At 48.4% G+C, this 15,947-nt stretch carries 15 protein-coding genes and 1 tRNA gene; 8 read left to right on the forward strand and 8 right to left on the reverse strand.

What is annotated here, in order from left to right; genetic code table 11:
- Positions 1-52: 52 nt before the first annotated feature.
- Positions 53-1,510: a S1C family serine protease gene (locus OP864_RS05315; RefSeq protein ID WP_270100240.1), complete on the reverse strand. Its 1,458-nt coding sequence runs from the start codon at positions 1,508-1,510 to the stop codon at positions 53-55.
- A gap of 352 nt (positions 1,511-1,862) precedes the next feature.
- Here OP864_RS05315 and OP864_RS05320 point away from each other — a divergent pair, with 352 nt between their 5' ends.
- Genes OP864_RS05320 through OP864_RS05330 form a run of 3 tightly spaced genes read left to right on the forward strand, consistent with a single transcriptional unit; the run spans position 1,863 to position 3,350 of the window.
- Entirely contained in the window at positions 1,863-2,144 is a 282-nt protein-coding gene (locus OP864_RS05320; RefSeq protein ID WP_015691764.1) for a hypothetical protein, read from the forward strand.
- Between the two features lie 42 nt (positions 2,145-2,186).
- On the forward strand, positions 2,187-2,984 hold the full coding sequence (gene dapF, locus OP864_RS05325; RefSeq protein ID WP_270100241.1) for a diaminopimelate epimerase: 798 nt from the start codon (positions 2,187-2,189) through the stop codon (positions 2,982-2,984).
- A gap of 9 nt (positions 2,985-2,993) precedes the next feature.
- The gene (locus OP864_RS05330) at positions 2,994-3,350 is read left to right on the forward strand and encodes a gliding motility protein GldC (RefSeq protein ID WP_270100242.1); all 357 of its coding nucleotides are present in this window, start codon (positions 2,994-2,996) and stop codon (positions 3,348-3,350) included.
- A gap of 50 nt (positions 3,351-3,400) precedes the next feature.
- Here the strand turns inward: OP864_RS05330 and OP864_RS05335 are convergent, their stop codons facing one another.
- Both OP864_RS05335 and hutH read right to left on the reverse strand, forming a co-directional pair.
- Entirely contained in the window at positions 3,401-4,537 is a 1,137-nt protein-coding gene (locus OP864_RS05335) for a hypothetical protein (RefSeq protein ID WP_270100243.1), read from the reverse strand.
- Between the two features lie 454 nt (positions 4,538-4,991).
- Entirely contained in the window at positions 4,992-6,494 is a 1,503-nt protein-coding gene (hutH, locus tag OP864_RS05340; protein WP_270100244.1) for a histidine ammonia-lyase, read from the reverse strand.
- A gap of 103 nt (positions 6,495-6,597) precedes the next feature.
- Here hutH and OP864_RS05345 point away from each other — a divergent pair, with 103 nt between their 5' ends.
- Positions 6,598-7,275 (forward strand): hypothetical protein, encoded by a 678-nt coding sequence (locus tag OP864_RS05345; RefSeq protein ID WP_270100245.1) that lies wholly within the window; start codon positions 6,598-6,600, stop codon positions 7,273-7,275.
- Positions 7,268-7,858: a carbonic anhydrase gene (locus tag OP864_RS05350; RefSeq protein ID WP_270100246.1), complete on the forward strand. Its 591-nt coding sequence runs from the start codon at positions 7,268-7,270 to the stop codon at positions 7,856-7,858. The genes OP864_RS05345 and OP864_RS05350 overlap by 8 nt, the downstream gene beginning before the upstream one ends.
- Positions 7,859-7,999: 141 nt before the next feature.
- Here the strand turns inward: OP864_RS05350 and OP864_RS05355 are convergent, their stop codons facing one another.
- From OP864_RS05355 to OP864_RS05375, 5 genes are all read right to left on the reverse strand, one after another.
- On the reverse strand, positions 8,000-8,923 hold the full coding sequence (locus OP864_RS05355) for a hypothetical protein (RefSeq protein ID WP_270100247.1): 924 nt from the start codon (positions 8,921-8,923) through the stop codon (positions 8,000-8,002).
- A gap of 719 nt (positions 8,924-9,642) precedes the next feature.
- Entirely contained in the window at positions 9,643-10,926 is a 1,284-nt protein-coding gene (locus OP864_RS05360; RefSeq protein ID WP_349294448.1) for a beta-ketoacyl-[acyl-carrier-protein] synthase family protein, read from the reverse strand.
- Complete coding sequence (locus OP864_RS05365) at positions 10,913-11,374, reverse strand: 3-hydroxyacyl-ACP dehydratase FabZ family protein (protein WP_270100249.1); 462 nt, start codon at positions 11,372-11,374, stop codon at positions 10,913-10,915. The genes OP864_RS05360 and OP864_RS05365 overlap by 14 nt, the downstream gene beginning before the upstream one ends.
- Positions 11,375-11,380: 6 nt before the next feature.
- On the reverse strand, positions 11,381-12,166 hold the full coding sequence (locus OP864_RS05370) for an enoyl-ACP reductase FabI (RefSeq protein ID WP_270100250.1): 786 nt from the start codon (positions 12,164-12,166) through the stop codon (positions 11,381-11,383).
- A 27-nt stretch (positions 12,167-12,193) separates the two neighbouring features.
- The gene (locus OP864_RS05375) at positions 12,194-13,252 is read right to left on the reverse strand and encodes a type III polyketide synthase (protein ID WP_015691776.1); all 1,059 of its coding nucleotides are present in this window, start codon (positions 13,250-13,252) and stop codon (positions 12,194-12,196) included.
- A gap of 139 nt (positions 13,253-13,391) precedes the next feature.
- Between OP864_RS05375 and OP864_RS05380 the strand changes: the two genes are divergently transcribed.
- The 3 genes from OP864_RS05380 (at position 13,392) to OP864_RS05390 (ending at position 15,893) form a co-directional block, all read left to right on the forward strand.
- The gene (locus OP864_RS05380) at positions 13,392-14,297 is read left to right on the forward strand and encodes a pyridoxal-phosphate dependent enzyme (protein WP_270100251.1); all 906 of its coding nucleotides are present in this window, start codon (positions 13,392-13,394) and stop codon (positions 14,295-14,297) included.
- Positions 14,298-14,300: 3 nt separating this feature from the next.
- On the forward strand, positions 14,301-15,230 hold the full coding sequence (locus tag OP864_RS05385) for a bestrophin family protein (protein WP_270100252.1): 930 nt from the start codon (positions 14,301-14,303) through the stop codon (positions 15,228-15,230).
- Between the two features lie 578 nt (positions 15,231-15,808).
- Positions 15,809-15,893 (forward strand) — tRNA-Leu (locus OP864_RS05390).
- Positions 15,894-15,947 lie beyond the last annotated feature (54 nt).

The raw sequence follows: 15,947 nt of genomic DNA on the forward strand, positions 1-15,947 counted from the left end.
GCCCAGCCTATGAATAGGCTGGGCCAACTGTAATAACTTAAAAATAAGCTGTTTATTTATTAAACAAGTAGCTATAATCACCACTAAAGTTCTCATAAAAACCATCTAACTTCACTTCATCCTCGGCCTGAATAATGGCCTGAATAAATTCCTCTTCAGTTTTTACTTTTTCTCCATTTACGGTCTCAATGATGAAGTCGCGGTCCATATTGGTACTTTCCATTAGGCTGCCCGAACGGATTTTAGTCACAATCAAGCCCTTCTCCAGATCCAAGCGGCGACGCTCTTTGCTATTGAGGGGGCGAATATCAATACCCAACTCTTCCAATACAGTTTCCTCATTTCTGAAGCGCTCCGAACGAGGCTTGTCCTCAATGCTATTGCCATTAGAGGCATTCTTGAGCTCTACCTTTGTTTCATAAGATTTTCCATCTCGGAAATAGATGATGGCCACCTCTTGCCCAGGACGGAAAAGCCCCACCTGCTCTTGCAATTCTGGCGAGCTCTTCACCTTTACATTATTTACATGCGTAATAATATCGCCTGATTTTAGGCCGCCTTCTTCGGCTGCACTGCCCGCATTAACTCGGTCCAAATAGACCCCATCCAAGGAGTTAAGCGACATTTCTTTGGCCAATTCATTGCTCACATCTCGAATCGTTACGCCCAAAAATCCTCTTTGGACCTCTCCATATTCAATCAGGTCTTTAGCCACTTTACGCGCCAAATTGACCGGCACCGCAAAAGAGTAACCCTCATATCGGCCCGAACGAGTAATAATAGCGGTGTTAATCCCCACCAAACGGCCCTCTGCATCAATCAAAGCGCCACCACTATTGCCCGGATTCACCGCCGCATCGGTCTGAATAAAAGACTCAATAGAGTAAGTCCCCTCCAAAATATCAATGTTACGGCCCTTGGCCGACACAATCCCCGCCGTTACCGTAGAGGTCAAATTAAAGGGATTGCCCACGGCCAAAACCCATTCGCCCACCTGCAACTGATCCGAATTGGCAAAGCCCAAAACAGGCAACTCGCGGCCATCCAACTCCTCTTCTTCTACCTTAATCACGGCCAAATCCGTAGAAGGATCGGTCCCAATCACCTTCGCCTTGTATTTTCTGCGGTCATTCAAGGTCACCTCTACCTGCCGAGCCCCTTCCACCACATGGTTGTTCGTCAGCATATAGCCGTCCTTACTAATAATCACCCCAGAACCCGAAGCCCCAGAACCAAAGTCAAATAACTCCTCATTGCCCCCATTAGACTGAATATGCACCACCGAAGGCCGAGCCAAATTGGCCGCCGCCTTAAAGTCTTTGGGCCGATCCGTCAACGGACTGCCATAAGGGCTATCATTATAATAAGTCGCTTGGTATTTAGGCACAAATTCCCGCACAATCACTTCTTGGCCGGCAGGACGTTCTTTTTCTAGACAGGTTTTATAAACCCCTAAGGTCAATCCCGAACTCAAGATCGAAACCGCCAATAGGATAATTCCATTTCTCATAGGCTATATATAGATTAGATGCTGATTTAGAAGATCTGATTTTAAACTTTAAAATCCTAACTGAAGTTCATACTTTTGCAGCTTTGAAGAGAAAAACTGCCAGAAGTTTAGTGCAAAAGGTCTTTTCTGCTTTTTTTGGGGCCTCCCCTCGCCCTCAAGGGCTCAGGGCGCTACGTTCCGGGGCTCGCTACTCGCTCGGCCCTTCGCCAGCAAGCTGGCTCGGTCTGGCCCTGCGGGCCACCCCTACACATCGCTAGGCCATGATGGCCTTCGGCCATCCTTTAAAAGCGGTTAAAGCCCAAACGCTAAACAACGCCCTTAGCTCCACCCAATTTAAAACGCCTACTTAGCTATGAGAGAAAAACCAAACCCCTATGAGGGCATGAGCCGCAAAGAACGGCGAGAAGCAGCCTTGGACCAAGTCTTTGGCAAGAACAGAAAAGAATATATGGGCAATATTTGGGGCTGGAAGTTTACCTATTTCGGCCTTGTTTTCCTATTAGCCGTTTTTGCCTTTGCGGCCTATGGCGTTTGGACAGGTAAAATTGACCTCAAAAAACAACAGTTTGAGGCCACCCCCTCCCGACATATCCAACAAAATAGCTTGCACCATCAAAAAGATACAGCAAACTAGCTAGGCCTTTCTTTTTTCATCCTTTTTTAACATTGCTTTAAAATGTCAGCCATTCCTTTCTATAAATATCAAGCAGCAGGCAATGATTTTGTCATTTTTGACAATCGAGATGGGCAGTTTTCTTTTTCGGCCCAAGAAATTGCCCGCATCTGCCACCGACAGTTTGGCATTGGGGCCGATGGCATTATGCTCTTAGAAACAGCTGCTTCTACAGACTTTAAGATGGTCTATTTTAATGCCGATGGCGCCCCCAGCAGTATGTGCGGCAATGGCGGAAGAGCTTTGGTCGCCTTTGCCCATCATTTGGGCCTCTTTGAAAATAGCTGTAGCTTTATGGCCGTGGATGGTCTGCACCAGGCCAAGGTCTTAGGGCCTAATTATATTGCCCTAGAAATGCAGGATTATAAGGATTTGCTCCTGGCCGATACGCACTGCTTTTTAGATACGGGCTCTCCTCATCATATTGAGTTTGTCGCCCAATCCGAAGCCGTCGATGTGGTCCAAGAAGGCCGAAAAATTCGCTATGCCGCTCCCTATGGAGAAAAAGGCGCAAATGTCAATTTTGTAGAAGTCCTCGGCCCTAAACAACTCCAAATTGCCACCTACGAAAGAGGGGTGGAAAATGAAACTTTGGCCTGTGGCACCGGCGTTACCGCCGCCGCTATTGCTCATTTTCTACAACATGGCCCAAAAACAAAAGGCCATCAACGCATAGAGGTCCGAGCCAAAGGCGGAGAACTAGCCGTAGAGTTCGATTACCAAGAAGAAATTAAAAATATTTGGCTGTTGGGCCCCGCCCAAGCCGTTTTTCAAGGCCAGTATTTCGGCCTCCAAAAATAAAAGTGAATCATGGGAAAAGATACCAACAAAGTGGTCCAAGAAAATAATATCCAATTGACTGTCGGCCTCAATGCCGATCGCACCCCCGTCAAAATTGAATGGGAAGCCTCCGATAGCCAAAACGGCCCCGAAGAATGCAAGGCCATGCTGGTCTCCCTCTTTGATAAGGCCCATAAAGATACCCTCAAAATTGATCTCTGGACCCTCGAGATGCAGGTCAATGAAATGGACCGCTTTATGTACCAAACCCTACGCGGCCTAGCCGATACTTATTATCGAGCCACCAATAACCAACAACTGAGCAACGACTTTATGCGCTTTGTCCAGTACTTTGGCGAAAAAACAGAAACCCTACCCAAAAAGTAGGTCCGAATGCAAAGCCAAAGGCCCAACTCCAATAAGGAGTTGGGCCTTTTTTATTCCCGCCAATCTTCCACCCGCCAATGTTTTGCAGGCTGCAAAAGCGGTAGTTCCCTATACATTAAGGTATTGGCCCGCCAAGAAACCTCTTGCCCTCCCCATTCTCCAAATAGGAAGAGTTGGTCACTAGTTTGGCGATAATATAAACGAGCCCAAAGGCTATCGCTCTGCAAATCGTAGAGGGTAAGGCCCTCTTTGGGCAAATAGCGCAAGCGATAGCTCTTTTGCCTCCTCCCCTGCTGCATGATCCAGTAGCCCCGACGATGGATATAAAATTGTTGGCCATCTTCTAGGGCATAGGCCCCATGCAAAGGCGGCCTAGGCTCCAAATCGTCGTTCCAATGCTGCCGATGCCGATAGGGCCAAGCAATATTCAGAAGGATCAATAGGAGGAGAGCTGTTTTGAGCACTCTTTTTTGCCCTTTGCGAAAACTAGGCCCTAAGGACTGTTTTACCGCCAAAGCCTGCCCGCTAGACCAAACCCAAAGCCCTTTTAATCTGGGCCAAAGAAGATATAAGGCCATCCATAAAAGCCCAGCCGAGTATATCTTGACATTAATGTCAAAACTGATGTTGATGAGCAAAACCTGCCCCATAACCCCAGCCGCTAATAAAGCGCCCAATGCTCGACTAGGACGATAGAATAATGCTAATGCCGCTAAGAGTTCTACTATACCGGTCCAAAAACTATAGGTCCAAGAACTGCCCATGACCGACCAAAAGGCTAGATCTTTCTCAATATAGCCTAAAGGCTGATATAAGGTATTGGGCTCGGGCAAAAAGAACTGCTGTTTGAGCAGTTTGTCTAGACCATAACGCCCCAGTTGCATACCTAAGTAATAGGCGATACCCAATTGTAAATAAGACTGAAACTGCTGACTCCAGTTTTTTTTGTCCCAAACTAATAGTAAAGCCGCCTCCGCAGCCAAAACAATGAGGTGCAAATAAAAGCCGGTACTATCCGATGCTAAAACATAGTAGCCCCCTTCTATCCCTAAAAGCGCCCCGCAAGCCTTATAAAAGGGCTCAAATGCTTCGGCCCAAAATCTAGAGTAGGCAGGCCATAGCGGCTGTTCAATTGGAGCCGTTAGGGCAAAAAGAATTAAGTATATAGTCGTCCAACGATAAAGCATCTGTATTTTTTTTAGCTGTTCTATCTAATCCACGGAGCTAATCCGAGATGTCCGTAGACCTCCGTGGCGCATTCTAAGCTCCTCTTTTAATTTTCCTATACCCCTCCTAATTAAAAAATAAAAGGCGCTTAGGCCCTAAAATAAGCGATCCTTTATTTAGAAGGATAAAAAAAGGCCCCAAACTGTAGTTTGGGGCCTTTCTGAGCCATCAAATTATTGAGCATAAAAGCTTGAGCAAGGAATTAGGCCAGCCAATAATAGCGAAAGCGGCAAGAAGGCCCGAAGGGCCGCAGGCCTAGCGATGTGCAGCAGTGGCCGTCAGGCCAGACCCAGCCGCTGAAAGCGGCGCAGGGCCGAGCGAATAGCGAGCTGCGGAACGTAGCGCCGACGAGCGAAGCGAGGCGGAGGCCCAAAAAAATCGCCCTTATCCTCGATCATTTTCTTCAGAAGTGCTCTAATTATTGGTTAATTGGGCAAGCGGGCTATCTTTTTTGGCAATAAAGTCAATAGCCTTGGCTAGATCTTGGGCAAACACCCGATCGCCTTCAATGGCGGGCACGACTTGGCGGAAAGCTTGGCGGCAATTTTCGATAGCGGCAGAGCTAGTTAGAGTTCTAAACTCTAGGCTTTGCATAGCCGCCATTAGTTCAATAGCCAAAAGGCGTTCTAGATTATGGACCAAGCGATAAAGTTTGGTGCCTGCATTGGCGGCCATACTCACATGGTCCTCTTGGCCATTGCAAGAGACCAGAGAATCTACAGAAGCGGGGGTACAGAGCTGTTTATTTTGGCTAGCAATAGAGGCCGCGGTATATTGGCCGATCATCAGGCCAGAGTGCAGGCCCGAATTGGGAGTAAGGAAAGCGGGCAGGCCTCTTTTTCCGCCAATGAGTTGATACAGACGGCGTTCCGAGATACTTCCAAGTTCGGAGAGGGCCAATGCCATAAAATCGAGCGTAAGGGCAAGCGGTTGGGCGTGGAAATTTCCGCCAGAGAGAATCGCATCTGTTTCGGGGAAGATATTGGGGTTGTCGGTGACGCTATTGAGCTCTGTAGTGAGTACCTTTTTGGCATATTGTAGGGCATCTTTGCTGGCCCCATGCACTTGAGGCACGCAGCGGAAAGAATAGGGATCTTGCACCACCTCTTTTTCGGCCTTCATCAGGGGAGAATCGGCCAGTAGAGTTCTAATATTTTTGGCCGTTTGTAATTGGCCATTATGAGGGCGAATAAGATGCAGACGTTCATCAAAGGGGCTAAGTAAACCGCCAAAGCCATCAATAGAAATAGCGGCAATGCTATCGGCCCAAAGGCTAAGTTTTTCTGCCTTCCAGTAGCTATAAATCCCGTAGGCCAAAGAAAACTGCGTACCATTGAGCAGGGCTAGGCCCTCCTTCATTTCGAGAGCAAGAGGCTGCCAGCCCAATTTTTCTAGGGCTTGGGCCGAGGGCATGCGTTCCCCTTTAAAATAGACCTCTCCCTCGCCTAAAATGGGAAGAGAAAGGTGGGCCAGGGGGGCCAAATCGCCAGAGGCGCCTAGGCTACCGAGTTGATAAATGACGGGAATGAGGTCTGCATTATAGCTATCAATGAGGCGTTGGAGCAAAATAGGGCGAACGCCAGAAAACCCTTGGGCCAGATTCTGTATTTTGAGTAGTAGCATGAGGCGGGCCAGCTCTTGGGGCACCAAATCGCCCGTACCAAAAGCATGAGAGCGGACCAAATTATGCTGCAGTTCGTTTAGGGCCTCCTTGCCAATTTTGACATCGCAAAGGGAGCCAAAGCCCGTATTGATGCCATAAAAAGAGTCTTCTGAGGCTGCCACCTTCTGCTCTAGAAAATCGCGGCAAGCCTTTACTTTGGTCCAAAGGGAGTCCGTTAATTCAATTTTTGTATGTTCAGCCCAAAGCTGATGCAATGCGGCTAATGTTAGTTCTTTTTCGGTAAGCAAATGCATAAATTGTTAGCTGTTGAGGCCCATTTTGGGCCATAAAAATCAATTATTTTCTGTTTGTCTGCGGAAAATATACGGAAGAGAATTTATAAATAAATGAAGCAATATGAATAGCTCGAAAAATAAGGTCAAGTTCTTGGCCCGCGCCTACTTTTTCCTCCTTCCTTGGAGCCGTCCTAAGAGATTATGGGCTTTGGCGGCCCTATTGCTCTTAATTTTCCTGAGTTTTCAGTACCTCATTTCTCATTGGCAGGCTGCGCTGGGGCCATTGGCCTCTGGGGAGGAGATTCAGCTACTGGATGCTCAGTTTGGCCTCAAATCTCAAGAGATTATTCCTCTTTTAGCGCATCTGGGGCCTGTTTATCGGCAAGATCAGAGCTACTTATACATGAGTTTAGACTTGATTTATCCCCTTGCTTACGGATTGTTTTTTTCGGCTTGGCTACTTTTTCTGCTCCAAAACTCATTTCCTCGTTATTTGGGCAGTCTTTACCAGCTCTGTTTTTTCCCTTTTTTGATCTCTATCACTGATCTTTTAGAAAATATATCTTTTATATTGTTGCTTTGGCGCTATCCTCGGCTTCCCGCTTGGCTTTGGTCCTTGGCCTCCTTTTTTAATCAGGCAAAATGGATTGGAGTCAACTTGCTGCTCATCTTCCTCCTCTTAGGATACATTGCTCGTTGGATGAACCGAGTAGAAGTGGCCGAATTTAAGGCCATGCAAAAGCGCTTTGGCTCAAAGAACTACAATCATTACACTAAAAAACAAGATCAAGATGTCTAAGAACTTATTATGGGATGCGGCCTTGGCCAAATTGAAAGCAGGAAACGACCGCTTTGTCAATGAACAAGCAGAAGGAAAAAAACAGGCCATGGACCGCCGCCAAGAGCTTACTAAAGGGCAGGCGCCTTGGGCGATTATTTTGAGTTGTGCCGACTCTAGAGTGGTGCCCGAACTTGCCTTTGACACTGGCCTGGGCGAGCTCTTTGTGATTCGGGTAGCGGGCAATATTGCCAATACCTCTACCATTGCGAGTATTGAGTATGCCGTGGCCCACCTAGACGTTAATTTGATTGTGGTCATGGGCCACGAAAGCTGCGGAGCAGTTACGGCCGCCATGGCCGAGGGCGATGCAGAAAGCAATAACCTCAAGCATTTGTTGGACTATATTCAGCCGGCGCTTTCGGCCTGCCCCAACTGCCAAGATGTGAACGAAGTGGTTAAGAAAAATGCCGAACTAACGGCAGAAGCCCTAGCGGCCAACTCCAGCATCATCCAAAATGAAATCCAGAATGGGGAGCTCAAGGTCTTTTCGGCCTACTACAACCTCTCTGACGGACATGTAGACTTTTTTGAGGAGGCTTAGGCCAAATTGAAAAGGGGAATAAAAAACGCCAGCTCGATAAAAGCTGGCGTTTTTTTGTGGGCCTATATTATTTTTTTTTGGGGCCCGCGGCCAGCTTTGCTGGCCGCCGCTATGCTGCGGGGCTCACTGTGCCGCTAATATCTAACATGGGAATATTATTTTCTTTAACCCTTTCTTTTTGGATATACAAGGGCCAAGAACTAGGGGGCTACAGTCATAAATCTCTAATCTTTCTAAATTTTCGCATTTTAAATTAGACAAATCTGTACTAGTCGTCCCATCTCTATTAACCGTCCCAAACAAACTTAAAGACTTCAAATTGAGTTTATCTAGCCTTATTAGAGATAAAGGTATATTATAACAGCTTAACTTTTTCAAAAATCTAAGGTGGTGTATTTCTCTACAAAAATCCAGATTTATTCTACCACCTCCACCTATAGATAAATCTATTTCTCTTAAATTAGGGAGGCGATCCAAAAAAGGTATACTATCTACATACATATAGCATGAAGCTGAAAAACGCTCTAATGTGTCAGGGAGACAGATGTACCAATCTTTCAGAGATGGGATGGAGCGTAGTTCTAATTCTTTGAGTTTGTCTAATTCGATAATTTCTTCAAAATTTTTCACAGAAGAATTTAGAGACAAGCTTTCTATAGCGCTCTGCTGTATCGCTTTAAAATCTATTCTGCTAAAAGATAAATGTAGTTCTTTTAGTGTGCCTAGATCTTCTACGAAGCTAATATCTTCGGTTGTTGTCTCCAAACGGGATATATCTAAAGTACCTAATTCTGAAGGAAATGAGGCCCTACTTAAAGGTATTTCAGTAAAACCTGTAAGTATCAAATACTTTATTTGGGGCAGTCGATCTAATAGATATAGTATAGATTCATTTTCTTCATATACGGTAAGTGAAATGGTTTCCAACCAATTCATTTTTGAAATTTTATCTAGTTGTTGCTCTGTTATTAGGTCTAACCACCCGCCTCCAAACTCCTCGCATAAAAAGAGACTTCCAGATCTTTCAATATTTTCCTCTTCGATTAAACCCTCGATATTGTCCATGCAAATATTTTTAGTTAGATAATCCCATAAAGCTAAAAAAATAGTTTTTCATTTTTAATAAAAAAACTTTAAATCACAATTGCTCATGGCAAACAAAATTCTTGTTCTTAAATGAGTCGCGGACAGTAGTGGGAGCAGAATTATTAAGCACCTATATTATTGTTTTTTGGGGCCCGCGGCCAGCTTTGCTGGCCGCCGCTATGCTGCGGGGCTCACAGGTCTGTTCGGCCCTTCGCTTTTTCGCTTTGCTCAAAAGCTCGGTCTGGCCTTCGGCCACCCCTCCGCAGCGCTGGGCCGCTCATCGGAGCGGTTTTGTTTGGGCGTTCTGCTTTGGCGGCTTGGCCTTTCCTTTTAAGCGGTATTCGTCGCTGCGCTCCTCATTCGCCAATATGTCCCCGCCCACCCAGCCCTCTGCGGGATTCCCTAAGGAATCCCTCAGGGAGGCGGGCAACAAGCTTGCTGCAGACTTGGTCCAAATTCAACGCATGAGGGTTGAAACCCTCATGCCTATAAGATGGCGAAGCAATACCGCTCTTGCTGTAGGTGTTCAGCTACAGCTAAAAAGGGCCGAAGGCCCGCAGGCTGAGGGATGGATAGCAGTGGCCCAAAGGGCCAGACCCAGCCGCCTTTGGCGGCGCAGGGCCGAGCAGACCTGCGAGCTGCGACACAGCCCGACCCGAAGGCCCAAAGGGCCGAAGGGGCAGCCCCAAAAAAAGAAACTACTCCCCCTCCCAGCGGGCAAAAAGCAAACAACTATTCACATCTCCAAAGCCAAAACTCGCCTTGGCCATATAGCGCAAATCTGCCGCCTCCATTTGCAGGGGAATACAGGCAGCAGAAATCTGGGCCGCAATCTCGGGATGAAGATCTTCGGCATTTTTGCTGGGGTGCAAAAAGCCATGGACCAATTGCAAGACCACCGCCACCGACTCAATAGCTCCCGCCGCAGATAAACAATGACCAATCAAGGATTTTAGGCTATTAATCTTAGGGAAATCATCGGCAGAGCGGCCCAAAGCCCGCAGCCAAGCCCCAATTTCGGCAGGATCGCCCATGGTGGCCGTCAGATGGCCCGAAATAGCGTCTAGCTCCTGCGCAGCAATGCCCGCATCGGCCAAAGCCAAGCGAATACAGCGCTCTATCGCCTTGATGTTGGGAGCCGTCATGCTGCCCCCCTGACGCTGACCGCCCGCATTTAAGTGCCCCCCTTTTAGCTCGGCATAAATGTGCGCGCCACGGGCTTGAGCCGAGGCCAAACTCTCTAAAACCAATGCGCCAGCGCCGCTGCCCGGCACAAAACCCGCCGCCTGCTCGCTCATTGGGCGAGAAGCCTGCTCTGGGCGGTCATTAAACTTGCGGCAAAGCACCCGCATCGAATCAAAACCCGCCCAAATATATGGACCAGAACTGTTGCAGCTACCGACCAGCATCCGCTCCGCTCGTCCCGACCGAATACGATCATAGCCCATTAATATGGCCTCACTGCCCGTGCTGCAAGCCGCCGAATTAGAACTCAACTGATTGCCAAGGCCCAAAAAACCGCCCAAATAAGCGCTGATGCTGCTCTCCATCGTCTGTTGAATCAAAGAAGAGCCAATGCGGCGGACCTTGCCCGCATCCACCTTATAAATTCCCTCTCGAACCACCTCAATACTAGACTGCCCGCCGCCAAAAATGCAGCCCGCCTCCCAATCGGGTTCCTCTTCCTTTTCAGAAATTGGCAAGGCGGCATCCTGCCAAGCCTCTAGGCCCGCCAAACAGCCATACAAAAGGCCAGAGCCCTGAATATATCGCCTTTGTAAGGGCGTCAAGAAGCTATTAATGTACTCTTCGGTCAGCGGAGGGCTGCCTGCGACTCGACAAGCAAACTGTAGCTCCTCCAAATCTGGACGATAGCTAATTCCCGACTTTCCCGACTGCAAAGCGGCCAAAAAATCGGCCTTTCCCAAGGCGTTGGGAGCCACCACCCCCAAACCCGTAATCACGACTCTATTTTCCTGCATCATGGCTATTTTTTTTGGTCCACATTCCCGCTAATTCGGCCTTAGCGACCAAATCGCCAGCCTCATTATAGGCCGAGGCCGTCACTCGAAGCTGTTGGAGACGAAATAATTTCTTTTTGGCCTCTACCCGCAGCAGCTCTCCAGGGCGATGGAGCTGGTAGAAATTCACCTTAGAGCTACTAAAAGCAATTTTGGGCACCTCCTGCAGCTCCTCTTTCAATAAATAAATGCCTAGGCAAACCAGGCCAATTTGAGCCATGCACTCCAAGAGCAGCACCCCCGGCGTAATGGGGTCCTCGGGAAAATGGTCCGCATAAAAAGGGGCATCCTCTGCAAAGCGGTATTGGCCAATAACGCCCTCCTCGTTCAGCTCCAACAACTCATCTACAAAGCAGAAACTGGGACCATAGGGAAGCAAGGCCAAAATATCTTGATAATTTTCTTTCATCTTTTCTTAAATCAATCGTTCTCCCCCATCTACGGGGATAATAGCGCCATTAATCCAGGCCGATTCTGCTCGGCAAAGCAGCTCGATAACTTTGGCCACATCTTCGGCCTTAGTCATTCGGCCCAAAGGGTTTCGACTTTTGGCAAATTGGGCCAAATCATCGCTGCCTGGAATCAGTTGAAAAGAGCGAGTATTCATCATGCCCGCCTGTACAATATTGGCTCGGATGCCCAGAGGCGCATACTCTAGGGCCATAGAACGGATGATGGCCTCTAGGGCCGTTTTGGCGGCAGATACAGCCGCATAATGGGACCAAGCCCGCTGGTTGCCGCCACTACTGAGGCCCAAAACTCGGGCATCTTCGGCAAAGCGGCCTAGAGCAATTAATCCCTGCGCCCAATCGACAATACTATAAGCCATATTTTGGGCCGTGAGCTGAAAATCAGTACTCGTCAAATTATTCTGCCCTAAAAAAGCCTTGAGATTTCCCTTGGCAATACTATGCAGCAACAGCCGAAAACGCGCCCCAGCAGGCAGGCGGTTCGAGAGCTCGGCCAAAGAGCGGGCAATTTGCTCCTTCTGCGTAGCATCCACATTATAATGCAAAATGCTTACGCCCGTTTCTAGGGCCAAGGCCTGAAAACGAGCCTGGGCCTCTCGGGCATCGGCTCGCCTTTCTCGATAATAAATGCAAAGCGACATGCCTTTTTTGGCCAGTACTTGGGCCGCAGCCCAACCTAATCCAGAAGAGCCCCCTAAAATGAGCCCCCAAAGTTCTTTTTCCTTATACATGGGTTTACTAATTTTCTGGGGCGAAGCCTACTCCCAATTTAATAATAGCCGCTGAGCCGAAAAGCCTGGGCCAAAGCTGAGCATCAGGCCCTTTTCGCCTGCGGCAATCTCCTTTTCTAGATAGCGCTCGAGCACATAGAGCACCGTGGCCGAAGACATATTGCCATAAAGGCGCAAGACCTCCTTGGTCTCCTCGATATTTTTGCCCAAATCGGCAAAAAGGCCCTCTACCATCTGTACAATCTTTTTGCCGCCGGGATGAAAAATCAAATGCTCAATCTCTTCGATCGTCAAGCCATTCTTTTCAATAAAAGGAAAAAGGACCGACTTAAAATGCCGCTCAATTTTATTGGGCACTTCCTTGTCCAAAATCATTTGAAGGCCCGTATTGCGCAGCTTGAAGCCCATCATATCAATTTCGTCATAAAAATGATACATTTCTCCTGCAATGATGGCGGGTTTTAGCTCCTCGGAGGGGCCCAGAATGGTACAAACCGCTCCATCGCCAAAAATGGCCGCACTGACCATATTGACCATGCTCATATCATCCTGCTGAAAAGTAGCCGTAGGCGACTCAAAAGCGACAATAGCCGCCCGCTTGCCCGGATTGGCCAAAAGCAGATTGTAGGCATAAATCAAAGCGGAGGTTCCCCCCGCACAGCCCATTTCTGTTACGGGCAAACGCATAATATCTTGACGCATTCTCAGCGCATTAATTAAGTAGGCATCTATGGAGGGAATCATAATGCCCGTACAGCTCACACTAATGATTATATCGATATCGGTAGGCTGCAAATTGGCTTTTTTGAGGGCCCCTTCTACGGCTTGCTGCGTCAGTAGGGTATATTCCTCGGCATAACGGGCATTCTTTTCCTCAAAGGAGGTTTGCTGAAACACCTCTTCGATGTCCATAATGGAGTAGCGACGGTCTACCTGCGCATAGCGAAAAATACGCTCCACCTTACGGCGAAAGCGTTCGTCTTGGCCCTTGGCCTGCAGCCAAAGATCGATATAGGGTAAAATATCGGCTGTAGATCTAGAATAAGGCGGCAGAGCCTTATGTGTGGAAAGTATTTTTATAGACAAGAGAGTATATTTTAAGTTTTTTGGGGTAAGCGATTTTTAAAATACGAGAAAAAATAGGCTATGGAGTTATTTAGCTGCTTTTTTATCTTTCTCCAAATGGAATCACTTCCTTAAATTAAGGCCCAATAAAAACCAAATCATGGCATTACATCAAAAAACAGCCTGCCGAAAACAATGGGGATTATCTCAGCGGAGGGGGCAAAAAATTTACTACAAACTAGACTGCCAGCAGCCTTCGGGCTCCTTTAAAATTCGGGGTATTGGCCATTATGCCGAGCAGCTGAAGGCCCAAGGCGTTTTGTCTTTAGTCATTGCCTCTGGAGGTAATGCGGGTTTGGCGGTGGCTTATGCGGCCCAAGCCTTACAGCTCAAGGCCGAGGTAGTTTTGCCCCTAAGCAGCTCCCTCTTTGTCGAGCAGTTGCTGCTAGACCTTGGCGCTAAGGTCTATCGCTCTGGTGAAAGCTGGGCCGAGGCCCAAACATTGGCCCTAGAACTAGCCCAGGCGCCCCAGGCGGCCTATACCCCCCCTTTCGATCATCCGATGCTTTGGGAAGGCCATAGCAGTTTGGTGGAGGAATTGGCCGAGCAATTGCCGCAAGCGCCCGATCTCATTTTGCTATCTGTAGGAGGTGGCGGCCTTTTTAAGGGCGTGATGCAGGGCTTGGCGCAGCAGAATTGGTCCACAAAAGTATGCTGTCTAGAGACGGAAGGTACGGCCTCCTTACATCAATCGCTGGCGGCGGGTCGACAAATTGAGTTGGCTAAAATTGAGGGCATAGCCAGTAGTTTGGGCGCAAAAAAAGTGGCTCAAGCAGCTTGGGAGGCGGCCCAATCGCCCCAAGTGTATAGTCGAGTTTTGCCTGATGAGCTGGCCCTTTGGGGAGTGAAGCAGCTCTTGGCCGAAACAGGACATTTGACCGAGCCCGCCTGCGGGCTGGTCCGAGCGGCCTTGGTCCAAGACTGGCCCGAAATTCAAGCTGCAAAGCATATTGTGGCCATTATTTGCGGCGGAAGAACAATGCCGATAGAACAACTAAGCCTATAAACTATGATTATCTACAAGCCTTCAGGCTCTTTCTTCAGAGACATTCGCCATTTTAATCGCACGCTGGTCATTCGACGGCTGCTAGGCTATGTCTTTTTTTATGGTTTGGCGGTGGCGGCTTTGGCGGCCCTATTCCTCTGGGCCGATTGGTCCAAATACCTGAAATTAGACGGACTGAGCAGCATTTTCTCCTTTTTGGGGGTGGTTTTGAGCATCCTTTTGGTTTTTCGGACCAATACGGCCTATGACCGTTGGTGGGAGGGCCGCAAGCAATGGGGCGCCTTGGTCAATCACAGTAGAAACTTGGCCATTGTGGGACAGGTTTGCTTTCCCGAAGAGAATAAGGCCCTTCGCCATCGTTTGGCCCTGCTGATCAGCAATTTTTGTCTGGCCTTTAAGGAGCATTTGCGGGAGGGCGTGCGCCTAGAGGAGCTGATCGAATTGACTGCTAGAGATCGGCAATTGTATGCGGAGCAGCAGCATTTGCCCGCCTATATTTCGGCCCAAATTCAGCAGTTGGTGGTGCAGGCCTACCGTCGTGGCGAAATTCGGGAGCTGGACCAGCTCAATTTTAAGCCGCACACCCAAGCCCTACTCGATGTTTTGGGGGCCTGCGAACGCATCAAGAAAACGCCCATTCCCTTTTCTTATGAGATTTTTCTGCGGCTCTTTATTGTTTGCTATGCCCTGATTTTGCCCTTTGTGATTTTGCCCAATTTTGGTTTTTGGGGCCTGCCCGTGCTGATGCTGATTCTCTTTGCTTTTTTGGGCCTGGAGCTCATGGCGGCAGAGATTCAAGACCCTTTTGGTCGAGATTGCAACGATCTGCCTACTAGCGATATCTCCCATACTATTCGCAAGAATGTTTTTGAGATTTTAGAGGCCAAGCATGAAGAAGGGGTTCCTGCTAGCAATTATAGTAAGTTGTCTTAGGAGGAGGATTTGGGGCTGCCCCTACCGCTAGGTTGAAACCCAGCGCAAAGCGGTATCGCTTTGCGAAGCTACACAAAATGAGGGTTGAAACCCTCATAAATTATCGGTCGGGTCGGGCCATTGCGCAGCTCGCAGGTCTGCTCGGCCCTGCGTCGCTTTGCTCCTTGGTCTGCCGCCTTCGGCGGCCCTGCTACAGCCCCTCAGCCTGCGGGCCTTCGGCCCTTTTTAGCTGTAGGTTGAAAGCTTGGGCCAAGCCGCCAAAGCAGAACGCCCAAGCCAAACCGCTCCGATGAGCGGCCCAGCGCTGCGGAGGGGTGGCCGAAGGCCAGACCGAGCTTTTGAGCAAAGCGAAAAAGCGAAGGGCCGAACAGGCCTGTGAGCCCCGCAGCATAGCGGCGGCCAGCAAAGCTGGCCGCGGGCCCCAAAAAAAATAAAAAAATTTTACGCTCCTAAACAGCTGATAAAAAACAACTTAACAGGCGAGTAAAAAATAAATTCAGAAAAAAAGCGGCTAAAAATGAAAAAAGATTTGCGAGATCCAAAAAGCTGCCTTATATTTGCAACGTCGAAAATGATAAGCGGATGTGGTGAAATTGGTAGACACGCTAGACTTAGGATCTAGTGCCGCAAGGTGTGTGGGTTCGAGTCCCTCCATCCGCACCAATTTAGAAAGTGCAAATTCTGATGGGATTTGCGCTTTTTTTTTGTGCAAAACCA

Origin of the sequence: Saprospira grandis (genome assembly GCF_027594745.1) — a bacterium.
GTDB lineage: Bacteria > Bacteroidota > Bacteroidia > Chitinophagales > Saprospiraceae > Saprospira > Saprospira grandis.